Raw genomic sequence first — 21342 nt, forward strand, 5'->3', positions numbered from 1 at the left:
TGCACTTCAGGCCGTCATCCCGGCGAAAGCCGGGACCCAGAGCCAAGCAGGACGTCGCTCGTGACCCTGGGTCCCCGGCTTTCGCCGGGATGACGAAGGATGGCTGTTAGACCAAAGTCTATCTTGACGTTAACGTAAAGGTAAACTACGGCGGCCCCCATGTCTGCAGCCGTCTTTCCCATCGAAGCGCTGGCGCGGATCGAACCGCGTACGGATCGCGACTTCTACACCATCTCCGACCTCGGCAGCGAGTTCGGCGTCACTGCAAGGGCGCTGCGCTTCTACGAGGACGAGGGGCTGATCTCGCCGCAGCGGCGGGGCACCTCGCGCGTCTATTCGCACCGCGACCGTGCCCGGCTCGCCTGGATCCTTCGCGGCAAGCGCGTGGGGTTCAGCCTCGCCGAGATCCGCGAGATGATCGACCTGTACGACGTCGGCGACGGCCGCCGGGTCCAGCGCCAGGTGACGCTCGACCGCTGCCGCGCGCGGATCGACCTGCTCGAGCAACAAAAGCACGATATCGACGCGCACATCGCCGAGCTCCAGCAGTTCGTCGAGCTGCTCCAGCATGTGACCGACGACCAGAACCCCTGAAAAGCCCCCGAGAGGATTGCCCCGATGCCCAAGTACACGCCGCCGGTGCGCGACACGCGCTTCATCCTCGATCGCGTGATCGGGCTCGATCGCTACGCCAACCTGCCGGGCTTCGCCAACGCGACGCCCGACGTGGTGACCGCGGTGCTCGAGGAGGGGGGCAGGTTCGTCTCGGAAGTGCTGTTCCCGCTCAACCAGAGCGGCGACCAGGAAGGCTGCACGCGCCACGAGGACGGCAGCGTGACCACCCCGGCGGGCTATAAGGAAGCGTACAGGCAGTTCGTCGAGAGCGGCTGGGGCACGCTGTCGGCGCCCGAGCAGTTCGGCGGGCAGGACATGCCGCACGTCGTGGCGACGGCGTTCGAGGAGTATATGATCTCCTCGAACATGGCCTTCGCCATGTATCCCGGCCTCACCCACGGCGCGATCGCGGCGCTGCTGGTCAAGGGATCGGACGAGCAGAAGGCAAAGTACGTGCCGAAGATGGTGTCGGGCGAGTGGGGCGGCACGATGAACCTCACCGAGCCGCAGTGCGGCACCGACCTCGGCCTCATCCGGACCCGCGCCGAGCCGCAGGCGGACGGATCGTACAGCATCACCGGCACCAAGATCTTCATCTCGTCGGGCGAGCACGACCTCACCGACAACATCATCCACCTCGTGCTCGCCAAGACGCCGGGCGCGCCCGAGAGCACCAAGGGCATCTCGCTGTTCGTGGTGCCCAAGGTGATGGTGAACGACGACGGGTCGCTGGGCGAGCGCAACGCGGTGAGCTGCGGCTCGATCGAGCACAAGATGGGCATCCACGCCAACTCGACCTGCGTGATGAACTATGACGGTGCCAAGGGCTGGCTGGTCGGCGAGGAGATGAAGGGCCTCGCCGCGATGTTCATCATGATGAACGCGGCGCGGCTCGGCGTCGGGCTCCAGGGGCTCGCGGTGGGCGAGACCGCGTTGCAGAATGCGGTGCAGTACGCCGAGGACCGCCGCCAGGGCCGCGCGCTCACCGGCCCGGCCGAGCCCAATGAGAAGGCGGACACGCTGTTCGTCCACCCCGACGTGCGCCGCATGCTGATGGAAGCCAAGGCGCAGACCGAGGGCCTGCGCGCGCTGTGCCTGTGGGGGGCGCTGCTCGTCGACCTCGAGCATGACGCGGCGACCGAGGAGGAGCGCCAGATGGCCGCCGACCTCGTCGGGCTGCTCACCCCGGTGATCAAGGGCCATGGCACCGACATCGGCTACAAGACCGCGACCGACAGCCAGCAGGTCTATGGCGGGCACGGCTATATCGCCGAATGGGGGATGGAGCAGTACGTCCGCGATGCGCGCATCTCGATGATCTACGAGGGCACCAACGGCATCCAGGCGATGGACCTGGTCGGCCGCAAGCTGCCCGCGAACGGCGGCCGCGCGATCCAGGCCTTCTTCAAGCTGGTGGCCGAGGAAGCGACGACGGCGAAGAGCGAGGAGAAGCTCGCCGGCATCGCCGAGGCACTCAAGAAGGCGCTGGGCCAGCTCCAGGCGGCGACGATGTGGTTCGTCCAGAACGGCTTCACCAACCCGAACCATGTCGGGGCGGGAGCCTATCCGTACATGCAGCTCACCGGCACGGTGGCGCTGGGGCTGATGTGGCTGCGCATGGCCAGGGCGGCGCTGGCGGCGCTCGGCGAGGGCGCGGAGGACGCGAAATTCTATGAAGCCAAGCTGGTCACCGCGCGCTTCTACGCCGAGCGCATCCTGCCCGACGCCGGCGCGCTGCGGCGCAAGATCGAGGCGGGGTCGGACGCGGTGATGGCGCTCGAGCCGGAGATGTTCCGCGCGGCTTGAGGACTGCGGCCCCCTCAGACCTGAAGCGTCAACCCGGCGAAAGCCCGGGCACGGGGTGGCGAGCGAGGTCTTCCAAGGCCCCGGGTCCCGGCTTTCGCCGGGATGACGGTTGAAGGTTTGCGAGGCGACTGCGGCCGTCGTTCGCGACGCATCCTTCTCTCCGTCCGTCAACCCGTGGCGATCCCTGGTTGACCCGACCCGGCCAACTCCCCAACAGGGCGCCATGGCCACGCTCCATGCGATTCCCGAGCCTCGCCGCAGCCCGCTGCTGCCTCTCGCCGCGGCGGCGCTCGCCGGGTTCGCCGCCGCGGCGGTGGTGCTGCTGACGCTCGACAATCGCGTGGTCGCGATCGGCTTCGTCGCCGCCGGCATCCTCGCCGCGGGCGCCATCTACGCCGCGCGCCGGCTGTTCGCGCCTGCCGCCGCCGAAGTCGTCGAGACCGACTGGAGCGTGGCCTACGCCCTCGCCGCCGCCAGCGACGATGCGCTCGCGGTCACCGATCGCGCCGGGCGACTCGTCTGCGCCAACAGCCGCTATGAGGCGCTGTTCGCCGGCTTCCCGACGCCGCCCAGCCTGCCGGTGAGCGACGTCGCCAATACCCGCCTCGCCGATGCCGCACGCGCCGCCTGGCGCGACGGCGAGGGGCGGGTCGACGACCTCCATGTCTTCGGCGCTCCGGTCTCGGCGCGCGTCGCGCGGGTTGGCGAGGACAGCCTGGTATGGCGCTTCATCGGCGTCCAGGCGCTCGACCTCGCCGCACAGGTCCAGGCGCTGCTCGCGGGCTCGACCGGCGAGCGGATGGGCGCGGCAGGGATCATGACGGTGATGGTCGGCCCCGACGGGCGCGTCCGCTCGGCCAACCGCGTCTTCACCGTGCGCGCGCTCGGCAACCTCGACCTCTCGGCCGAGGGGCGCGACTTCGCCCGGCTGCTCGTCACCGATTCGGCCGGGCGCGTCCGCTTCGAGCGCGAGGGCGGCGACGGCACGCCGCTCCGCGTCCTCCAGATTCCCTTCCTCGAGGGCGAGGACGCGCCGATGCTCGTCGCGCTGCTCGACGAGGAGCCGGCGAACGTCGCCGTCCCGGCGATCGGCGGCAGCGCCACGGCGCATGTCCGCTCGCTGATCTCGCTGCTGCCGCTCGGCATGGCGCTGGTCGACCGCGACGGGCGGTTCGTCCACATGAACGACGCCTTCGTCCGCACCGCGCGGGTGAACGCCGCGCATCCGCCGCTCTATCCCGGCGACCTGGTGGTTCGCGAGGACAAGGGGGCGCTCGCCGATGCCGTCCGCCGTTTCGCGAGCGGCGCCCCGCAATCGGCCGAGATGACCGTGCGCATGGCCGACGCGCCCGAGGAACCGGTCGCGATCTCGATCGCCGGCGCGCGCGGGCTGGGCGACGCCGCGGTGCTGATCAGCCTCAAGGATTCGGGCGAGGAGGGCAAGCTCAAGCGCCAGGTCGCGCAGGCGACCAAGATGCAGGCGGTGGGCCAGCTCGCCGGCGGCGTCGCGCACGACTTCAACAACATCCTGACCGCGATCATCGGGCACTGCGACCTGATGCTGATGCGCCATTCGCCCGGCGACAGCGACTATGACGACATCCAGCAGATCCGCGCCAACTCGAACCGCGCCGCGTCGCTAACCCGACAGCTGCTCGCCTTCTCGCGCCAGCAGACGCTGCGCCCGCAGGTGCTCCAGCTGCCCGACGTCATCTCCGAAGTCTCCAACCTGCTGAAGCGCCTGCTCGGCGAGACGGTGACGCTCGAGGTCCGCCACGGCCGCAACCTGGCGCCCGTCCGCGCCGATCCGGGGCAGCTCGAGCAGGTGGTGGTCAACCTCGCGGTCAATGCGCGCGACGCGATGCTCTCGCAGAACCCCAATGGCGGCGGTGTGCTGACGATCGAGACGATGGCGGTCACCGCCTCCGAGGTCCGCGAGATGGAAGACGACGTCCTGCCCGTCGGCGATTACACCGCGCTGCGCATCCGCGACACCGGCACCGGCATCCCGCCCGAGATCCTCGGCAAGATCTGGGAGCCTTTCTTCACCACCAAGGAAGTCGGCAAGGGCACCGGGCTGGGGCTCTCGACCGTCTACGGCATCATCAAGCAATCGGGCGGCTATATCTTCGCCGAGAGCGAGCTGGGGCATGGCGCGACCTTCATGATCTACTTCCCGGTCCACGCCCAGGCCGAGGCGACGGTCGCGGCCAAGGCGCCGTCGGCGGTCAAGGAGAAGCCCGCCGACCTGTGGGGCAGCGGCAACATCCTGATCGTCGAGGACGAGGACATGGTCCGCGCGATCGCCGAGCGCGCGCTTACTCGCCAGGGCTATGCGGTGGCGACCGCGGAGAACGGCGAGGCCGCGCTCGAGCTGCTCTCGACCGGACAATGCCCCGACCTGCTGATCTCCGACGTGGTGATGCCGGTGATGGACGGCCCGACGATGGCGCGCGAGGCGCGGCGGCGCTTCCCGGACCTGCCGATCCTGTTCATGTCGGGCTATGCCGAGGAGCAGCTGCGCAAGTCGATCGACCTCGACCACGTCGCCTTCCTCCCCAAGCCCTTCTCGGTCCAGCAACTCGCCGAGGCCGTGCGGGACGTGCTGGCCGCGAAATAATTCCTTGGCGGCTGGCGGTTTTCCTGCGAAGCCCGCGCCATGTCCGAGCTCCGTCGCATCCTCATCGTCGAGGACGAACCCCTGATCGCGATGATGCTCGAGGACTTCCTCGACGCGCTGGATCGCGAGCCTGCGGGCTCGGCGGATTCGGTTGCGAGCGCGATGGAGCTGGTCGAGGCGGGCGGGTTCGACGCGGCGATCCTCGACGTCAATTTGCGCGGCGGCGAACAGAGCTGGCCGATCGCCGATGCGCTGGCGAGCGCGGGCATTCCCTTCATCCTCGCCACCGGGGGCGCGGGCGAGGCGATCGCCGAGCATCACCGCAGCCGTCCGGTGCTCGCCAAGCCGTTCACCATCGACGCCGTCGAGCGGGCGCTCGACGGACTTGCCGCCGAGGCGTGAATTCCGCGGCGCGGGCTGCAAAACGATCTTCCCAAACCCTCCGGTCTGCTTTTATCGACCGCGCGGATTCGGACCGTTCCGCAAACGTTGCGGAGACGCGTGGCGAGTCCTACGATGTTCCGCACGAGGATAAGGCCGATGGACGAACCGGGAGCATCGACGGGCGAGGCGCGCATCGGCGCACCCTATGTCGCGCCCGTTCCGCCCGCCCCGCCGGTGCCGGCCGAAAACCCCGGCGACGGCCAGCGCCGTGACCGGCTGATGGCGGCGATCACGCTGATGGGCGGGGTGGGGCTGCTGCTCGCGCTGCCGTTCGCGCTCAAGGCCGGGTCGGAGTTCTTCCTGCCGCTCACCGCGGCCCTGGTGATCGCGATCGCGCTGGTGCCGCTGCTCGAATGGCTCGAGCGCCACCGCATGCCCGCGCCGCTCGCGGCGTTCCTGTGCGTGCTGCTGTTCCTCACCGCCGCCAACGTCGCGCTCGCCTCGATCGTGGTGCCGGCGTGGCAATGGGTGCGGCTGCTCCCCGAGCGCGTCGGGCAGATCCAGACCAACCTCGCCCCGCTGATCGATTTCTATTCGAACCTGCAGCAATGGGTGAACAAGACGCTGATGAACTTCGCCACCGGCCCGATCCACCAGCCGGTGCAGCAGGCCGCGCAGCCGCCCTCGACGCTGCTCGACCTGTTCACCACCACCGCGCCCTCGGCGCTGATCCAGATGTTCTTCGCGATCCTGGTGATCTATTTCTTCCTCTCGGGCTGGACGCGCCTAAGGCGCAACGCGATCACCAGCCGGTCGAGCTTCGGCGGCGCGATGGCGACAGCGCGCGTGATCCAGGACGTCGTCGACGACACCTCGGCCTATCTGGGCACGATCACGCTGATCAACCTCACCCTCGGCCTGATCGTCGCGGGCGCGCTCTGGGCGATCGGCATGCCGACGCCGCTGATGTGGGGCGGCATCGTCGCGCTGCTCAACTACATCCCCTATTTCGGGCCGGTGCTCTGCGCGCTGCTGCTCGCGCTCGGCGGGCTGATGACCTTCCCCGAGCTCGGCTGGGCGATCATGCCCGCGATCATCATGATCGGCGCGCATTTGATCGAAGCGAATCTGGTGACGCCGCTGGTCGTCGGCCACCGGCTGACGATCAGCCCGATCATGATCCTCGTCTCGCTGAGCTTCTGGGGATGGGTGTGGGGCACGACGGGCGCGCTGCTCGCGGTGCCGCTGCTCATCATCATCCAGACCGTGCTCAACGCCGCCGGAAAGCCCGATATCGCGGGATTCCTCTTCGAGCACGGCACGCTGGTGGCCGATCCGTCGCAGCGCCCGGCGCGCGGATTTTCGAGCCGCGACCAATCCGGGTGATCCGCGGGTTGACAGGGGTATGGGGCACGGCTAGTGGCCGCCTCCTCGCTGGTTCAAGCGGGTGTAGCTCAGTCGGTTAGAGCGCCGGCCTGTCACGCCGGAGGTCGCGGGTTCGAGCCCCGTCACTCGCGCCATCGTCGCATCCTTTCATGGACGCACGATGGCGCAATCCCTCCCGAAAATAAGACGAAACGAGACTGGGCGGCCGAACGCATTCGCGCGTTCCGCGTTGATCCTCTGCAGCCCGCTCGCGGCGGGCATTCACGACAAGGAGGATCCCAGATGGAACTCGGCACCCGCACGTCGCACGATCTCGTCCAGTCCGACAAGGTGGAGGGCACCGCCGTGTTCGGCCCCGACGGCGAGCGCCTCGGCTCGGTCGACCACTTCATGGTCGACAAGGTCTCGGGCCAGGTCGAATATGCCGTGCTCGCCTTCGGCGGGCTCTTCGGGCTCGGCCACAAACATTATCCGCTGCCGTGGAAGACGCTGAGCTACGACACCGAAAAGGGCGGCTACACGGTCAACGTCACCAAGGAGCAGCTCGAAGGCGCCCCCAGCTATGAGTCGGGCGACGCGCCCGACTACGACAAGGCCTATGGCGACCGCGTCTACAGCTATTACGGGCTGAGCTACGTGTACTGAGGCGAGCAGGATCGGGAAGCGGCGCCGGCATCGGCCGGGCCCGCCGCTTTCCCGTCCGCGCGATTGGATCGATTCCGGAACAGAGTTCGAGTGATGCCGGCGCGCGGACGTGGCATGATGACCGCCTGATCCTATCGGGAGCGGGCGATAATGCGCGCGTTGTCTGGCCTGGCCATGATGTTCCTGCTGGCGAGTTGCGCGGAGCGCGAGACGACGACCAATGCCGTCGATGTCGACAATGTCGTGATCGAGAACACCGAGGCCGACACCAACACCCTCGCGGTGGACAACGCCGCGGCGCCCGCCGACGATTATTGCGAGGCGATCGACGCCTATGTCGGCAAGGTGCAATGCGCGCGGCTGACCGACCAGAAGCACCGGCTGTCCGAGGGGATCGCCGCGTTCAATCCGCCGACGAAGATGACCGTCGGCAAGCCGATGGACCTGACCCTGGCGCTCGGCAAGAAAGCCGATGCCGAGCGGGTCGACGCCGCGCTGAATACGCCGGCGCCGACCACGGTGCGCGTGCACGTCGCCGCCAAGCTGGGCCGCTACATGCGCGCGACGCTCACGGGCGGCGCGTTCGACATCAAGCCGCTGACCCCCGAGCAGCAGGATCTGGGTGCCGATCGCTTCGGCATCTGGACCTGGCACGTCACGCCGAAGGAGGCCGGCGACCAGCCGCTTCAGCTGAGCGTCGAGGCCGAGGCGGTCGGGCTCGATGGCCAGCCCACCCGGATCGCGCTCGCGAGCCAGCAGATCACCATTCATGTCGGCGTAACCGGTGTGCAGCGCGCCGAGGAGGGAATCGCCAACGGCACGTCGGTGCTGACCGGGCTCGAGGGGCTGCTGCTCAAGCTCGCTGCCGTGGTCGCGGCGGCGGGCGGCGTCTGGCTGGCGCTCCGCCGCTTCGGCAAGGGAAAGCCGGGGCCCGAAGCCGGGAAGAAGGATGTGGGGGAGAAGGGCGGGGACGAAGCGGGCTGAGCGCCCGCCTCAGCGCCAGCGCCCGGTCTCCATCCAGCGGAGCAGGGGCTTCAAGGGCGCGATCCAGATGATCCCCAGGAAGACATAGACCAAAAGCTGCACCAGGACCGGCAGGCTGCCGATCTCGGCGGAGAAGCTTGCCACCAGGACGATCCAAACCAGGATCAGCCCGACGATCCCCAGCGCTCCCGCAGGCTTGCGCCAGCTCGGGCTCATGCTTCCGCGTGGCACATCATGCCTTCCTCGGTGATCACGGCGTGGAGCGGCTCGTCCCAGATGTCGGTCGGGACCGCGGGGACCTGCTGCACCGCCCAGGCGACGCCGACGCGCCACGCCTCGGGATAGCGCGCGAAGGCGCGGTCGTAATGCGCGGCGCCCTGGCCGAGCCGGTTGAGCCGCGCATCGAAGCCGATGAGCGGGGCCAGGATCACGTCGGGCGCGACTTCCTCGCCCATCGCGGGCTGGCGCAGCCCGAACGGGCCCTCCTCGAGGGGCTCGTGCGCATTCCACAGCAGGAAGCGGATCGGGCTCGCGCGATCGACGACATGGGGTAGCGCGAGCCTGCACCCCGCCTCGCGCGCCGCGGCGGCGAGGATCGCGGGATCGGCCTCGGACCCTACCGGCGAATAGCTGGCGACGACCTGTCCAGCCTTGAGACGGTCGACGAAGGCTTCGGGTGCGACGACCGCGCCGCCGGTCTCGGCAGCGAATCGATCGCGTTCGGCGCGCAGCCGCGCTCGCAGGGTCAGCTTGTCAGGAACCACGGGCAGCCATGAATGTGAGCGGGTGGCGGGACCGCCATGGCCGTTTGCCAGAATATCCTCTGACGCCGTAAACGTCAGGTGGGAACCATGTGTGACAGACCAGGATCTGCACAGGGACAGCTCCCATGGAAGATGAATCGCCTCAGGGATAATGCCGAGGCTCGTACCGGGCAGTGCCCGCCGCCCCCTATCTAGGCGGTCTGGAGGTCTTCCTCAAGGGCCGCCGCAACCGCTTCGAGCCGATCCGCGACACGGTCGAGCAGCGTCGGCGACACGCCGGTCGACGGATTGCGCTGCGCCTCGTCGAGCAGGTCGGCGAGGATCAGCGCGAGATAGAGCAGGGTGCGGTCGCTGCTGATCCCGCCCGAGGCGCGCGCGGCGGTCTCCGCATGCGGGCGCATCAGCGCCTCGAGCTGCTGGAGGTGCCGCTCCTCGCCGTCGGCGCAGGCGACGACATAGTCGCGGCCGGCGAGCGTGATCGTGACTTCGGCCATCAGCCGGCGTCCACCCGCGACGCCTCGGCGGCGATCAGCGCGTCGAGCGAAGCGATCGCGACGCCGATCCGGTCGCGCAGAAGCTGGTGGCGCTTGGCAAGCCGTTCGGCGGCGAAGGCGCGGGCGCTCGCGGCAGCCTCGATCCGCGCGAGCGCGGCTTCGATCCGGGCAGCGGGTTCAGTCATTTGGATGAATTACGCATGGGGGCGCCGGGCGGCAAGGCGGATTCATGCTGATGTCATACTCGATTCGCCGCGACGCGGCATGAGCGGGTAGAAGCGCTTTCGCCCCGACAACGATCCCGGTGTTGACGGGCGGGTCCGCGGCCCCCAAAGGCGTCGCCGAACAGCCAGGGACCCAGACGCCGTGACCGCTTCCTTCACCGACTGCGCCAATGCGATCCGCGCGCTGGCCATGGACGCCGTGGAGGCCGCCAATTCCGGCCACCCCGGCATGCCGATGGGGATGGCCGATGTCGCGACCGTCCTGTTCCAGCGCTACCTCAAGTTCGATCCCGCCGAACCGAAATGGGCCGACCGCGACCGCTTCGTGCTCTCGGCCGGCCACGGCTCGATGCTGCTCTATTCGGCGCTCTACCTCACCGGCTATGCGCGCCCGACGATCGACGACATCAAGGCCTTCCGCCAGCTCGGGTCCCCATGCGCCGGCCACCCCGAGAATTTCGAGCTCGCCGGCGTCGAATGCACCACCGGGCCGCTGGGGCAGGGCCTCGCGATGGCGGTGGGCATGGCGATCGCCGAGCGCCACCTCAACGCGACATGGGGCGACGCGCTGGTCGACCACCGCACCTGGGTGATCGCCGGCGACGGCTGCCTGATGGAAGGGATCAACCACGAGGCGATCGGGCTTGCAGGCCATCTCGGCCTCGGCCGGCTGATCGTGCTGTGGGACGACAACAAGATCACGATCGACGGCGCGGTGTCGCTCTCGTCGAGCGAGGATGTGGCGATGCGCTATGCCGCGACCGGCTGGCACGTCGTCGAATGCGACGGGCATGACGCGGCCGACATCGCCCGCGCCTTCGACGAAGCCATCGCCGATCCGCGCCCGACGCTGGTCCGCTGCCGCACGATCATCGGCAAGGGCGCGCCCACCAAGCAAGGCACGAGCAAGACGCACGGCTCGCCGCTCGGTGCCGACGAAGTCGCCGCGGCGCGCGTCGAGTTGGGCTGGGCGTCGGCGCCGTTCGAAGTCCCCGAGGAGGTCCGCGACGCGTGGCTCAAGGCCGGCGCGCGCGGCGGCGAGGTTCGCACGGCGTGGGAAGCGCGGCTCGCAAGTCATGAGGATCATGTCGAGTTCGAGCGCCAGATGAAGGGCGATCTGCCCGCCTGGTTCTCGCTAGGCGACCACGTCGCCGACCTGCTCGCCAACCCCCAGAAGGTCGCGACGCGCAAGGCGAGCGAGCTCGCGCTCGAAGCGATCAACGCCCAGCTGCCCGACACGATCGGCGGCTCGGCCGACCTCACCGGCTCGAACAACACGCTAACCAAGGGCCTGGGCGCGCTGACCGCCGACAACTATGGCGGCCGCTACGTCTATTACGGCATCCGCGAGTTCGGCATGTCGGCGGCGATGAACGGCATGGCGCTGCACGGCGGCGTGATTCCCTATGGCGGCACCTTCCTCGTCTTCGCCGACTATGCCCGCGCCGCGATCCGCCTCTCGGCGCTCCAGCGCGCGCGCGTCGTCTATGTGATGACGCATGATTCGATCGGCCTCGGCGAGGATGGCCCGACCCACCAGCCGGTCGAGCACCTCGCCAGCCTGCGCGCGATGCCTAACCTCGACGTCTATCGCCCGTGCGACACGATCGAGACCGCCGAATGCTGGGAGCTCTCGCTGCAGAAGGCCGACGGCCCGTCGCTGTTGGCCCTCAGCCGCCAGAACCTGCCGCAGCTGCGCACCGAAGCTGCCGAAAACCGCTCGGCGCGCGGCGCCTATGCGCTGTTCGAGGCCGAGGCGCCGCGCCAGGTGGTGCTGCTCGCCAGCGGCTCCGAAGTCGCGATCGCCGCCGAGGTGCGCGACCTGCTCGAGGCCGAGGGCGTGGGCGCCGACGTGGTGTCGGTCCCCTGCTGGGAGCGGTTCGACGCGCAGGACGCGCAGTACAAGCGCGACCTGCTCCCCGGCCATGCGCTCAAGGTCTCGATCGAGGCGGGCAGCACCTTCGGCTGGGAACGCTACACCGGCTCGGAGGGGCTGCGCCTTGGTGTTGATGGATTCGGCGCCTCGGCTCCCTATCTCGATCTTTACGAGCACTACGGGCTCACCGCCGCGGCGATCGCGCCGCAGATCCTGGCCAGAGTGAAGGAAGAAGCATAATGACGAAGGTTGCGATCAACGGGTTCGGACGCATCGGTCGCCTGGTGGCGCGCGCCATCCTCGAGCGGCCCGACAGCGGGCTCGAGCTGGTGACGATCAACGACCTCGCCGACGCCAAGTCGAACGCATGGCTGTTCAGCCGCGACAGCGTCCATGGGAAGTATCCCGGCACCGTGACCGCCGACGGCACCGACCTCGTCGTCGACGGCAAGCGCATCAAGGTCACTGCCGAGCGCGACCCCGCGAACCTGCCGCATGCCGAGAACGGCGTCGAGCTGGTGCTCGAGTGCACCGGCTTCTTCACCGATCGCGCGAGCTGCGAGAAGCACCTTTCGGCGGGCGCCAAGAAGGTGCTGATCTCGGCGCCGGGCAAGAATGTCGACCTCACCGTCGTCTATGGGGTCAACAACGACAAGCTGACCGCCGAGCACACGATCGTCTCGAACGCGTCGTGCACCACCAACTGCCTCGCGCCGGTGGCCAAGGTGCTCAACGATTCGATCGGCATCGAGCGCGGGCTGATGACCACGGTCCACGCCTATACCAACGACCAGAAGATCCTCGACCAGATCCACCCGGACCTGCGCCGCGCCCGTGCCGCCGCGATGTCGATGATCCCGACCACCACCGGCGCCGCGCGCGCGGTGGGCGAAGTGCTGCCCGAGCTGAAGGGCAAGCTCGACGGCTCGGCGATCCGCGTGCCCGTGCCCGACGGCAGCCTCGTCGACCTGACCTTCCAGCCGAAGCGCGACACCACCAAGGAGGAGGTCAACGCGATCCTCAAGGCAGCGTCGGAGAGTGGTCCCCTCAAGGGCATCCTCGTCTACACCGACGAGCCGCTGGTTTCGGCGGACATCGTCCATACCCCGCAGAGCTCGACGGTCGACAGCCTCGAGACCGCGGTGATCGACGGCAAGCTGGTGCGCGTCGTCAGCTGGTACGACAATGAATGGGGCTTCTCGAACCGCATGGTGGACACCGCCGCGGCGATGGCGAAGTTCCTCTAATATTCTTGCCGTCATCCCGGCGGAAGCCGGGACCCAGGGCAGCAGGCCGTGTCGCTCGTGGCCCTGGGTCGCGGCTTTCGCCGGGATGACGGTTGAAAGGGTCGAATGGGCCGACTTGCGGGAATAGCTCGCCACGCCGAACGGCGCGGGCCGATCGAGACGCTCGAGAGCGTGCTCGTGACGCCCGAGGCCGGCGTGACGGGGGATCGCAACGGTCCGAAGACCAAGCGCCAGGTCTCGCTCATCGAAGCCAACGACTGGGCCGCGGCGATGGCCGAGGTTGGCGCGGACCTCCCCTGGTGGATGCGCCGCGCCAACCTGCTCGTCGAGGACTTCGACTTGCCCCATGGCGGCGACGTGCGCATCCGCATCGGCGCCGAGGTGGTGATCGAGCTCAAGACCGAAATCGATCCGTGCGAGCGGATGGACGAGCTGGTCGAGGGGCTGCGCAGGGCGCTCGAGCCCGATTGGCGCGGCGGCGCGGGCGGCAAGGTGATAGCGGGTGGCGTCATCACCGTGGGTGACGAGATCAGGATCGAGACATGACACGCAGCTTCAAGACTCTCGACGACATGGGCGATGTGGCGGGCAAGCGCGTGCTGGTCCGCGAGGATCTCAACGTGCCGATGGCCGAGGGCAAGGTGACCGACGACACGCGGCTGCGTGCCGCGGTGCCGACCGTCGCCGAGCTGGCCGACAAGGGCGCCAGGGTGGTGATCCTCGCGCATTTCGGCCGGCCCAAGGGCCAGCGCAACCCGGAGATGAGCCTCGCGCTCGTCACGAGGCCGTTCGAGGCGGTGCTCGGCCGCCCGGTGCGCTTCATCGACGACCAGGGCGCCGCGGAGGCGATCGCCTCGATGGCCGAAGGCGAAGTCGGCATCCTCGAGAACACGCGCTTCGATGCGGGCGAGGAGACGAACGCGCCCGAGACCATCGATCGCTTGGCCGCGCTCGGCGACCTGTTCGTCAACGACGCCTTCTCCGCCGCGCACCGTGCGCACGCCTCGACCGAAGGCCTCGCGCACAAGCTCCCCGCCTTCGCCGGTCGCCAGATGGAGGCCGAGCTTGACGCGCTCGACAAGGCGCTCGGCAATCCCGAACATCCGGTTGCGGCGGTCGTCGGCGGCGCCAAGGTCTCGACCAAGCTCGACGTGCTCAAGCACCTCGTCGACAAGGTCGATCACCTGATCATCGGCGGCGGCATGGCCAATACCTTCCTCGCCGCGCGCGGCGTCGATGTCGGCAAGTCGCTGTGCGAGCATGACCTCACCGGCACCGCCGAGGAGATCCTCGACGCCGCCGACAAGGCGAACTGCACCGTGCATTTGCCGTACGACGTGGTCGTCGCGAAGGAATTCGCCGCCAACCCGCCGAGCTTGCGCACCTGCAACGTCCACGAAGTGGCGGCGGACGAGATGATCCTCGACATCGGCCCGGCCGCGACCGAGGCGCTGGCCGACGTGCTCAAGACCTGCCGCACGCTGGTGTGGAACGGCCCGCTTGGCGCCTTCGAGACCCCGCCCTTCGACACTGCCACCGTCGCGCTGGCCAAGACCGCGGCGGCGCTGACCCGCGAAGGTTCGCTTGTGTCGGTCGCCGGCGGCGGCGACACGGTCGCGGCGCTCAACCAGGCCGGGGTGGCGGACGACTTCAGCTTCGTCTCGACCGCAGGCGGCGCGTTCCTCGAGTGGATGGAAGGCAAGGAACTGCCGGGGGTAGCCGCGCTCGCGCGCTGACCGCGGGCAAACGCGGGCGTCGTTCAGCCTGGTGAAAGCCGTTACGACTACGGGCGTAAACGTTCTCTCGCTGGAGTTTTCCGATGCTTCGTTCGCTTTCGTTCGGCCTGCCGCTCGTCCTTCTCGCCACCGTCGCGGCGGCGCCCGGCGGTCCGGCCATGCTCGATACGCAATGGACCAAGGCCGCGCAGGCGGTGGCGGCGAAGGGCAATGGCAATATCAAGCTGCCCGAGATCCGCGTCTACGATGCGCGCGGGCGGCTGGTCCTGCGCAGCTTCGACGGCGGGCTGCCCGGCACCATCGTGCCGCGGGTGGCCGCGGCACTACGCAGCGGCAAGGCGGTCGCCGGCCCGAGCCTCGTACAGACGATGACTGCGCTCGAGACGCGCGACGGCCGCGCGGCGCTGCCCCGGGTCCGCGCCGCCGGGCGGATCACCGTGGTCGACTATTGGGCGACGTGGTGCGTCGGCTGCAAGGTGGTGAGCCGCGAGCTCGCGGCCTGGGCGGCGGCGCAGGGCGGCAAGGTGCTGCTCGTCCGCGCCGAGACCGATCCGATGAAGGGCAGGGCGGTCCAGCACCGCTATTTCGACAAGGACGGCAAGGAGCTGAAGGCCGACTGACCGTCAGGCGCCGGCAGGAGGATCCTCGGCCGCCTGGGTCGAGAAGATCGACTTGCCGCTCTGGGCGATACGCGCGACGATCGCATCGACATCGGCGCATTCCCAGATGCGGACCTGTGGATAGCGGCGCGGCAGATTGTTCATCTGCTGCATCAGATAGGGCAGGTCGGCGGCATCGGTGGTCAGGTAGATCGCCGGCTTGCCCATGCCGAGCGCGACGCCGGCCTCGAACAACACGCTGCTGCGCAGCTTGCCGGGGTAGTGGAGCACGAAATAGCGGCTGTTGCGCAGCGCCTCCATGTCGGTGTCCGCGGCAAAGTCCTCGGGCTCCCATTTGCCGAACTTGAGCCCGCTCCCGGCATCGTAGATCGTCGTCACTTCGGCGTGCTTGAGCAGCGCGTCCTTGATCTTGCTCACGGCAGCGCGCTGCTGGTCGAACTCGGCTTCGGTCGTCACCGCGGCCATCGGCGAGGCGAAGAAGACGTCGTACTTGTGCTTGAAGGGACGGCTGGGCCGCGGGTTGCGCGTGTCGCGGATCACCAGCGCCACGCCAAAGCCGCAGAGCAGCACGCCCGCCACGCCGAGCACGATCCGCCAGACCGGATCGGCGATCGCGACCTGCTGGCCCATCACCGCGATCTTGCCGGCCGCGCCGAGCAGCAGCGACGCGAGGCCCGCGAGCAGGATGATCAGCGTCGGCTTGTCGAGCAGGCTCTTGAAGAATTCCTTCATGCCGCGCCCCCTTACGGACAATATCGCCGAGGCTCCTGCCGGCTCGCGGGCGGGTCAAAGCATTTCGAGTCCGATCCGGTGCGAATGCTCGGGACGTGCGATTGCGGCTCCGTCCCGCGATGGCACCCGGAAATCGCGCTGCCGCCAGCGTTGTCAGCGGTTTCCCCTCATGTTGCGCTGCGATAGAGCACCCGGCATCGGCACCGAATCAGGGGAATTCCATGAGCATCACGCCCGCGGTCAAGGCGATCCTCGCCAATTATGAATCCGACAATCCCGGCGTGAAGGCCAATCTTGCGCGAATCCTGATGCAGGGCCGGCTCGGCGGCACCGGCAAGCTGATCATCCTGCCGGTCGACCAGGGCTTCGAGCACGGTCCGGCGCGCAGCTTCGCGGTCAATCCCGATGCCTATGACCCGCACTATCATTTCCAGCTCGCGATCGACGCGGGCCTCTCTGCCTATGCCGCGCCGCTCGGCATGATCGAGGCGGGGGCGGACAGCTTCGCCGGCCAGATCCCGACGATCCTCAAGGTCAACAGCTCGAACAGCTGGGCGACCAGCGCCAACCAGGCGGTCACCGGTTGCGTCGACGATGCGCTGCGGCTCGGCTGCGCGGCGATCGGCTTCACCATCTACCCGGGCAGCGACGACGTGTTCGAGATGATGGAGGAGATTCGCGAGCTGCGCGCCCAGGCGGCGTCGGTCGGTATCGCCACGGTGATCTGGTCGTATCCGCGCGGCGGCAAGCTGCCCAAGTCGGGCGAGCTGGCGCTCGACGTCGGCGCCTATGCCGCGCACATGGCGGCGCTGCTCGGCGCACACATCATCAAGGTCAAGCTGCCCAGCGACCATATCGAGCAGGAAGACGCCAAGAAGGCCTACGCCGGCGCCGACTGGTCGGCGCAGTCGGACCGCGTCCGCCACGTCGTGCAGAGCTGCTTCGCCGGCCGCCGCATCGTCGTCTTCTCGGGCGGCGCGGCGAAGGGCGCCGACGCGGTCTACCAGGACGCGATCGACATCCGCGACGGCGGCGGCAACGGCTCGATCATCGGCCGCAACACCTTCCAGCGCCCGCGCGCCGACGCGCTCGCGATGCTCGACAGACTGGTGGCGATCTACAAGGGCGAAGCGTAAGGCTCTCGGTGCCATGCCGAGCGAGCACCCCTATCACCGGAGCCTGTCGCCGCTGATGTGGGTGTTCGTCGTGCTGGCGAGCATCGAGCTGGTCGTCGTCCATCTGCTCGCCGGGTTGCTGATGGGCTGGTGGGTCGCGGCCGCGCTCTCGCTGCTCAGCGTGCTGACGATCACCTGGATCGTCGCGCTGATCCGCTCCTTCGCGCACATGCCCGTGCTCGTCGGCGAGCAGGCGGTGCTGATGCGCGCCGGGCGGCTCAAGTCGATCAGCGTGCCGTTCGACCGGATCGCGGGCATCCGCCGGGAATGGGAAAGCGGGACGCTCAAGGACCGGTCGGTGCTCAACCTCGCGCTGATCGCACACCCTAATGTGTTGATCGACCTGACCGAACCGATCGGCAAGGGGAGGCGGCGCATCCGCGCGGTCGCGCACTGCCTTGATGTGCCCGACGCTTTCGTGGCAGCGGTGTCGGCACGAACCGGCACGGGAGCGCGTGATGGGTGAGGGGATCGGACGACGGGCGCTGCTCGGCGGACTGGCGCGTCGGGGATGAAGCGCGGCGCGATCCTGGCCGCACTGGCGCTCGCGGGCTGCGGCTCGTCCGTCGATGTGAGCGACGATTTGCTCAACCGCACCGCCGCCGGCGATCCCCAGGCGATCGAAACCGCCGCCAAGAAGCTCCCCAGGACCGATCCGGGCGAGCACGGCCAGCTCGAGGACGCGCTCGCCCGCGCGATGCAGGTCGCGCCCGCCAAGGTGCTCGCGCTGGTCGGACGCGACAAGCGACTGAGCGCGCATGCGATCTGCGTGCCCTTCCTCGCGGGCGACGAGGCGCCGCGACGGCTCAAGGAGCTCGTCGCCAGGTCGCGCGCGGCGATCGAGAGCGTGACTGATCCTGCGCTCGCCCGGGCCAAAACCGATTGCCTCGCCGAAGTCACGGCGGCGGAAACCGCCCTCGAAAGGAGCGGCGAATGAGCGACACGCGGTGGAAGGTCGTCGACGACTGGATCGCGAGCCGGCTGCTCGGCCCCGATCCGGCACTCGATGCGGCGCTGGCAGCGAATGCCGCGGGCGGGCTCCCTTCCATCGACGTCGCGCCGGTGCAGGGCAAGCTGCTCCAGCTGCTCGCGCGGATGACCGGCGCACGGCGCATCCTCGAGGTCGGCACGCTCGGCGGCTATTCGACGATCTGGCTCGCCCGCGCGCTGCCCGAAGCCGGCCGGCTGGTGACGCTCGAGCTCGAGCCGCACCATGGCGCGGTCGCCCAGGCCAACCTCGAGCGCGCCGGCCTCGCCGATCGCTGCGAGATCCGCGTCGGCCCCGCGAGCGCGAGCCTCGATGCGATGGTCGCGGCGGGCGAGGGACCGTTCGACTTCGTGTTCATCGACGCCGACAAACAGGGCAACGTCGCCTATCTCCGCGCCGCGCTCGCGCTGTCGCGGCCGGGCACGACGATCGTCGTCGACAATGTCGTGCGCGAGGGCGGGGTGATCGATTCGTCGAGCGACGACCCACGTATCCACGGGACGCGCGCATTGTTCGAAGCGGTCGCCGCCGAGCCGCGGCTCAGCGCCACTGCGGTGCAGACCGTGGGCGCCAAGAAATGGGACGGCTTCCTGCTCGCGTTGGTGAACGACTGACCCCCTCGACGGCGAAGCCGGACATGGCCTAGGTTGCGGCCGGGGCAATTTCCGGGGGATTTGATGCGTTTCCTGCGTCCGTTGATCGGCGTGCTGCTGCTGCTCGCAGTGCCGCTGCCCGTGCTCGCCCAGCAGGCGAACAAGGGTCATGCTGCTCCGCCCGACAGCGCGACGCTGCGCGATTACAACGAGCAGATGACCGCCTATGGCCAGTGGCTGGTGCGGCTCAACGAAGCCTGCGCGATCGCCAACGATGCGCTGACCGGCCTCCAGGCGCAGTGGCGTGCGGCGAGCGCGGCGGGTGCCGGGCCCAAGGCCGTCGCGCAGTTCCGCCCCGTGCTCGCCGAAGCCAAGGCCAAGGTTGCGGCGGCGCGCGCCAGGCTGCTCACGCTCGACCAGCCGAGCTTCGACCGGCTCGATCTCACTCCGGACCTGCTTCCGGCCGAACTGGTGCGCCAAGTGGTCAAGGTGCTCGACGCGAGCGATTCGCTGCTCGACACGATGGCTACGATGCTCGCCGCCGTGGAGAAGGGCGACCAGAAGGCGCAGGAACAGGCCGCCTACAAGCTGTTCGAGGCGGCCGAGATACTGCTCGAGACCCAGGCGATCATGGCCGATGCCGGCCTCGCCACGGCCGAGAAGGGCACGGTGGACTATTATCCCGTGCTCCTCCAGGCGCGTTTCTTCCGCTCTGGATTGCGCGCCGCGCATGCGGTCACGCTGCTGATCCACGGCAAGCCCGATCCCGACCTCGCCGTCGACCTTCGCGCACACGCCGATGCGATCACGGAGATCGGCGTGCAGGGCCGCGATGTGATCGACCGCGAGACGGGGCGGTGGGAAGCCGCGATCGCGGGCGAGGGCAGCCGGAAGATCGATGCGAATGCCGTCGCGATCCTGCGCAAGGCGATCCTCGTACTGCGGCTCGAGCGCGGCCTGTTCGATGCGGCGGACCGCTATGCCGGGGTGCTGCGGCTCGGCGCCGACGTGGTCAAGCGCAACGGGCCGCGGCGCGAAAATCTGACGCCGCTGCTCGCAGCGTTCCGGGCGTTGCGCGACGAGATCCAGCGGACTTCGCAGGAGGAGAGCCGGCTGATGGCACAATAGCGCAACCCGTGATACCGGGCCGCATGACCGATCCCGACCTCGATCCCAACGGTTGGCTCGATCCGGAATTCGCTGCGCAGTTCGTGCGCGACGACCGGAGGCCGCCCTGTCAGCTCTACCTGGTCTCGCCACTCGACGTCGGCGGCGCCTTCGCCGACCGGCTCGCCCGCGCGCTCGACGCGGGTCCGGTCGCGGCGTTCCAGTTCCGCGTGAAGGGCATCGACCAGCACGAGGCCGCGCGCCTCGCCGAGCCGCTCCAGCGCATCTGCGCCGATCGCGAAGTCGCGTTCATCGTCAACGACAGCATCAGCCTGGCCAAGCGGCTCGGCGCCGACGGCGTGCACCTCGGGCAGGAGGACGGCGACGCGCGCGAGGCGCGCTCGATCCTCGGGCCCGGCGTGCAGATCGGCGTGACCTGCCACGACAGCCGCCACCTCGCGATGGAAGCGGGCGAGGCGGGCGCGGACTATGTCGCGTTCGGCGCCTTCTATCCGACCAACACCAAGGAGACCCGCCACCGGCCCGATCCCGGAATCCTCAGCTGGTGGTCGGCGCTGTTCGAGCTGCCCTGCGTCGCGATCGGCGGGATCACCCCCCTCAACGCCGCGCCGCTGGTCGCCGCGGGCGCGGACTTCCTCGCGGTCTCGGGCGCGGTATGGGGTGGCGACGAGGTCGCGGCGGTCAAGGCTTTCGCCGAGGTGATGGCGCAAGGTTGAATCTGCCCGGATGATATAGCCTTCAAATCCTCCCCTTCCAGGGGAGGATTTTATTGAGTCCAGGGCACTATTCCGACCAAACCTGCCCAATCCTGCAGGTGCCGTTGCATTCCGCAGCTCCCCGGTCCAGCCTCGGCATCGTTGGGGTTGGGGAGGAAAGCGAATGCACAGCGAAATCCTGGGTCCGGTGATCGCGCTCACGGCGTGGACGCTGATCGTGCTCGTCTGGCTGGTGGTCGTGCGGCTGCCGGCGATGCAGAAGGCGGGGATCGACCTGATGACCGCGCGGGGCGGCAGGCCCGGCGTGCTCGACGGCGTGGTGCCCGACAAGGCGCAATGGCCTGCGCACAACTACATCCACCTCGTCGAGCAGCCCGTGCTCTTCTACGCGATCGCGCTCACGCTCGCGCTGATGGGGCAGGGCGACGGACTCAACGCGACGATCGGCTGGGCCTATGTCGGGCTGCGCGTGCTCCACAGCCTCGTGCAGATCAGCTTCAACCGGATCATCGTCCGCTTCACGCTGTTCCTGCTCTCGACGCTGGCGCTGCTCGCGCTGATCCTCCACGCGGCGATGGCTTATTGGCGCTGGCACGGCTGAACCGGTTG

At 68.8% G+C, this 21342-nt stretch carries 24 protein-coding genes and 1 tRNA gene; 20 read left to right on the forward strand and 5 right to left on the reverse strand.

Annotation, left to right across the window (positions count from 1 at the left end; genetic code table 11):
- The first annotated feature begins 159 nt into the window (after nucleotides 1-159).
- From J7495_RS12885 to J7495_RS12920, 8 genes are all read left to right on the forward strand, one after another.
- Complete coding sequence (locus tag J7495_RS12885; protein WP_294056941.1) at nucleotides 160-594, forward strand: MerR family DNA-binding transcriptional regulator; 435 nt, start codon at nucleotides 160-162, stop codon at nucleotides 592-594.
- A gap of 24 nt (nucleotides 595-618) precedes the next feature.
- Nucleotides 619-2421: an acyl-CoA dehydrogenase C-terminal domain-containing protein gene (locus J7495_RS12890; RefSeq protein ID WP_294056943.1), complete on the forward strand. Its 1803-nt coding sequence runs from the start codon at nucleotides 619-621 to the stop codon at nucleotides 2419-2421.
- 223 nt (nucleotides 2422-2644) lie between these two features.
- Nucleotides 2645-5041: a response regulator gene (locus tag J7495_RS12895; RefSeq protein WP_294056944.1), complete on the forward strand. Its 2397-nt coding sequence runs from the start codon at nucleotides 2645-2647 to the stop codon at nucleotides 5039-5041.
- A 39-nt stretch (nucleotides 5042-5080) separates the two neighbouring features.
- Nucleotides 5081-5443 carry a response regulator gene (locus J7495_RS12900; protein ID WP_294056945.1) on the forward strand — a complete coding sequence of 121 codons (363 nt, stop codon included), beginning with the start codon at nucleotides 5081-5083 and terminating at the stop codon, nucleotides 5441-5443.
- 261 nt (nucleotides 5444-5704) lie between these two features.
- Complete coding sequence (locus tag J7495_RS12905) at nucleotides 5705-6811, forward strand: AI-2E family transporter (RefSeq protein ID WP_294056987.1); 1107 nt, start codon at nucleotides 5705-5707, stop codon at nucleotides 6809-6811.
- Between the two features lie 57 nt (nucleotides 6812-6868).
- A tRNA-Asp gene (locus tag J7495_RS12910) sits at nucleotides 6869-6945 on the forward strand.
- A 148-nt stretch (nucleotides 6946-7093) separates the two neighbouring features.
- Nucleotides 7094-7456, forward strand: coding sequence for a PRC-barrel domain-containing protein (locus J7495_RS12915; RefSeq protein WP_294056946.1), 363 nt, complete (start codon nucleotides 7094-7096; stop codon nucleotides 7454-7456).
- 150 nt (nucleotides 7457-7606) lie between these two features.
- Nucleotides 7607-8440 (forward strand): hypothetical protein, encoded by an 834-nt coding sequence (locus J7495_RS12920; RefSeq protein WP_294056948.1) that lies wholly within the window; start codon nucleotides 7607-7609, stop codon nucleotides 8438-8440.
- Nucleotides 8441-8449: 9 nt separating this feature from the next.
- Here J7495_RS12920 and J7495_RS12925 read toward each other — a convergent pair whose 3' ends face one another.
- The 4 genes from J7495_RS12925 to J7495_RS12940 form a co-directional block, all read right to left on the reverse strand.
- The gene (locus J7495_RS12925; RefSeq protein ID WP_294056950.1) at nucleotides 8450-8656 is read right to left on the reverse strand and encodes a DUF2842 domain-containing protein; all 207 of its coding nucleotides are present in this window, start codon (nucleotides 8654-8656) and stop codon (nucleotides 8450-8452) included.
- Nucleotides 8653-9204 (reverse strand): 5-formyltetrahydrofolate cyclo-ligase, encoded by a 552-nt coding sequence (locus J7495_RS12930; RefSeq protein ID WP_294056951.1) that lies wholly within the window; start codon nucleotides 9202-9204, stop codon nucleotides 8653-8655. The genes J7495_RS12925 and J7495_RS12930 overlap by 4 nt, the downstream gene beginning before the upstream one ends.
- 191 nt (nucleotides 9205-9395) lie before the next feature.
- Nucleotides 9396-9698 (reverse strand): cell division protein ZapA, encoded by a 303-nt coding sequence (locus J7495_RS12935; protein WP_294056952.1) that lies wholly within the window; start codon nucleotides 9696-9698, stop codon nucleotides 9396-9398.
- Complete coding sequence (locus J7495_RS12940; RefSeq protein ID WP_294056953.1) at nucleotides 9698-9883, reverse strand: hypothetical protein; 186 nt, start codon at nucleotides 9881-9883, stop codon at nucleotides 9698-9700. The genes J7495_RS12935 and J7495_RS12940 overlap by 1 nt, the downstream gene beginning before the upstream one ends.
- A gap of 181 nt (nucleotides 9884-10064) precedes the next feature.
- Between J7495_RS12940 and tkt the strand changes: the two genes are divergently transcribed.
- The 5 genes from tkt (at nucleotide 10065) to J7495_RS12965 (ending at nucleotide 15401) form a co-directional block, all read left to right on the forward strand.
- Nucleotides 10065-12038 (forward strand): transketolase, encoded by a 1974-nt coding sequence (tkt, locus tag J7495_RS12945; RefSeq protein WP_294056955.1) that lies wholly within the window; start codon nucleotides 10065-10067, stop codon nucleotides 12036-12038.
- Nucleotides 12035-13045, forward strand: a complete 1011-nt coding sequence (gene gap, locus J7495_RS12950) for a type I glyceraldehyde-3-phosphate dehydrogenase (RefSeq protein ID WP_294056988.1) — start codon at nucleotides 12035-12037, stop codon at nucleotides 13043-13045. The genes tkt and gap overlap by 4 nt, the downstream gene beginning before the upstream one ends.
- A gap of 105 nt (nucleotides 13046-13150) precedes the next feature.
- Entirely contained in the window at nucleotides 13151-13591 is a 441-nt protein-coding gene (locus J7495_RS12955; RefSeq protein WP_294056956.1) for an MOSC domain-containing protein, read from the forward strand.
- Entirely contained in the window at nucleotides 13588-14781 is a 1194-nt protein-coding gene (locus tag J7495_RS12960; protein ID WP_294056958.1) for a phosphoglycerate kinase, read from the forward strand. Before J7495_RS12955 ends, J7495_RS12960 begins: the two co-directional genes overlap by 4 nt.
- Before the next feature lie 83 nt (nucleotides 14782-14864).
- Nucleotides 14865-15401 carry a thioredoxin domain-containing protein gene (locus tag J7495_RS12965; protein ID WP_294056959.1) on the forward strand — a complete coding sequence of 179 codons (537 nt, stop codon included), beginning with the start codon at nucleotides 14865-14867 and terminating at the stop codon, nucleotides 15399-15401.
- Between the two features lie 3 nt (nucleotides 15402-15404).
- Here J7495_RS12965 and J7495_RS12970 read toward each other — a convergent pair whose 3' ends face one another.
- Entirely contained in the window at nucleotides 15405-16133 is a 729-nt protein-coding gene (locus J7495_RS12970) for a hypothetical protein (RefSeq protein ID WP_294056961.1), read from the reverse strand.
- A gap of 221 nt (nucleotides 16134-16354) precedes the next feature.
- Here J7495_RS12970 and J7495_RS12975 point away from each other — a divergent pair, with 221 nt between their 5' ends.
- From J7495_RS12975 to J7495_RS13005, 7 genes are all read left to right on the forward strand, one after another.
- Nucleotides 16355-17269: a class I fructose-bisphosphate aldolase gene (locus tag J7495_RS12975; RefSeq protein ID WP_294056962.1), complete on the forward strand. Its 915-nt coding sequence runs from the start codon at nucleotides 16355-16357 to the stop codon at nucleotides 17267-17269.
- Between the two features lie 13 nt (nucleotides 17270-17282).
- Nucleotides 17283-17774: a hypothetical protein gene (locus J7495_RS12980; RefSeq protein ID WP_294056963.1), complete on the forward strand. Its 492-nt coding sequence runs from the start codon at nucleotides 17283-17285 to the stop codon at nucleotides 17772-17774.
- 45 nt (nucleotides 17775-17819) lie between these two features.
- The gene (locus J7495_RS12985; protein ID WP_294056964.1) at nucleotides 17820-18245 is read left to right on the forward strand and encodes a hypothetical protein; all 426 of its coding nucleotides are present in this window, start codon (nucleotides 17820-17822) and stop codon (nucleotides 18243-18245) included.
- Nucleotides 18242-18910 (forward strand): O-methyltransferase, encoded by a 669-nt coding sequence (locus tag J7495_RS12990; RefSeq protein WP_294056965.1) that lies wholly within the window; start codon nucleotides 18242-18244, stop codon nucleotides 18908-18910. Before J7495_RS12985 ends, J7495_RS12990 begins: the two co-directional genes overlap by 4 nt.
- A 63-nt stretch (nucleotides 18911-18973) precedes the next feature.
- On the forward strand, nucleotides 18974-20017 hold the full coding sequence (locus tag J7495_RS12995; protein ID WP_294056967.1) for a hypothetical protein: 1044 nt from the start codon (nucleotides 18974-18976) through the stop codon (nucleotides 20015-20017).
- Nucleotides 20018-20040: 23 nt separating this feature from the next.
- A complete protein-coding gene (thiE, locus tag J7495_RS13000) occupies nucleotides 20041-20733 on the forward strand; it encodes a thiamine phosphate synthase (protein WP_294056968.1) in 693 nt (230 codons plus the stop codon).
- A 163-nt stretch (nucleotides 20734-20896) separates the two neighbouring features.
- Nucleotides 20897-21334 (forward strand): MAPEG family protein, encoded by a 438-nt coding sequence (locus J7495_RS13005; RefSeq protein WP_294056969.1) that lies wholly within the window; start codon nucleotides 20897-20899, stop codon nucleotides 21332-21334.
- The last annotated feature ends 8 nt before the right edge of the window (nucleotides 21335-21342 follow it).

It is taken from the genome of Sphingomonas sp. (assembly GCF_017745215.1).
GTDB lineage: Bacteria > Pseudomonadota > Alphaproteobacteria > Sphingomonadales > Sphingomonadaceae > Sphingomonas.

Excerpts from the sequence above, each read along its gene's own strand:
- J7495_RS12915 (WP_294056946.1), top strand. The coding sequence starts at position 7,094 with ATGGAACTCGGCACCCGCACGTCGCACGATCTCGTCCAGTCCGACAAG.
- J7495_RS12955 (WP_294056956.1), top strand. The coding sequence starts at position 13,151 with ATGGGCCGACTTGCGGGAATAGCTCGCCACGCCGAACGGCGCGGGCCG.
- J7495_RS12890 (WP_294056943.1), top strand. The coding sequence starts at position 619 with ATGCCCAAGTACACGCCGCCGGTGCGCGACACGCGCTTCATCCTCGAT.
- J7495_RS12885 (WP_294056941.1), top strand. The coding sequence starts at position 160 with ATGTCTGCAGCCGTCTTTCCCATCGAAGCGCTGGCGCGGATCGAACCG.
- J7495_RS12995 (WP_294056967.1), top strand. The coding sequence starts at position 18,974 with ATGCGTTTCCTGCGTCCGTTGATCGGCGTGCTGCTGCTGCTCGCAGTG.
- J7495_RS12990 (WP_294056965.1), top strand. The coding sequence starts at position 18,242 with ATGAGCGACACGCGGTGGAAGGTCGTCGACGACTGGATCGCGAGCCGG.
- J7495_RS12920 (WP_294056948.1), top strand. The coding sequence starts at position 7,607 with ATGCGCGCGTTGTCTGGCCTGGCCATGATGTTCCTGCTGGCGAGTTGC.
- J7495_RS12985 (WP_294056964.1), top strand. The coding sequence starts at position 17,820 with ATGAAGCGCGGCGCGATCCTGGCCGCACTGGCGCTCGCGGGCTGCGGC.
- J7495_RS13005 (WP_294056969.1), top strand. The coding sequence starts at position 20,897 with ATGCACAGCGAAATCCTGGGTCCGGTGATCGCGCTCACGGCGTGGACG.
- J7495_RS12900 (WP_294056945.1), top strand. The coding sequence starts at position 5,081 with ATGTCCGAGCTCCGTCGCATCCTCATCGTCGAGGACGAACCCCTGATC.
- J7495_RS12935 (WP_294056952.1), bottom strand. The coding sequence starts at position 9,698 with ATGGCCGAAGTCACGATCACGCTCGCCGGCCGCGACTATGTCGTCGCC.
- thiE (WP_294056968.1), top strand. The coding sequence starts at position 20,041 with ATGACCGATCCCGACCTCGATCCCAACGGTTGGCTCGATCCGGAATTC.
- J7495_RS12940 (WP_294056953.1), bottom strand. The coding sequence starts at position 9,883 with ATGACTGAACCCGCTGCCCGGATCGAAGCCGCGCTCGCGCGGATCGAG.
- J7495_RS12925 (WP_294056950.1), bottom strand. The coding sequence starts at position 8,656 with ATGAGCCCGAGCTGGCGCAAGCCTGCGGGAGCGCTGGGGATCGTCGGG.
- J7495_RS12960 (WP_294056958.1), top strand. The coding sequence starts at position 13,588 with ATGACACGCAGCTTCAAGACTCTCGACGACATGGGCGATGTGGCGGGC.
- J7495_RS12895 (WP_294056944.1), top strand. The coding sequence starts at position 2,645 with ATGGCCACGCTCCATGCGATTCCCGAGCCTCGCCGCAGCCCGCTGCTG.
- J7495_RS12965 (WP_294056959.1), top strand. The coding sequence starts at position 14,865 with ATGCTTCGTTCGCTTTCGTTCGGCCTGCCGCTCGTCCTTCTCGCCACC.
- J7495_RS12975 (WP_294056962.1), top strand. The coding sequence starts at position 16,355 with ATGAGCATCACGCCCGCGGTCAAGGCGATCCTCGCCAATTATGAATCC.
- J7495_RS12905 (WP_294056987.1), top strand. The coding sequence starts at position 5,705 with ATGGCGGCGATCACGCTGATGGGCGGGGTGGGGCTGCTGCTCGCGCTG.
- J7495_RS12970 (WP_294056961.1), bottom strand. The coding sequence starts at position 16,133 with ATGAAGGAATTCTTCAAGAGCCTGCTCGACAAGCCGACGCTGATCATC.
- J7495_RS12980 (WP_294056963.1), top strand. The coding sequence starts at position 17,283 with ATGCCGAGCGAGCACCCCTATCACCGGAGCCTGTCGCCGCTGATGTGG.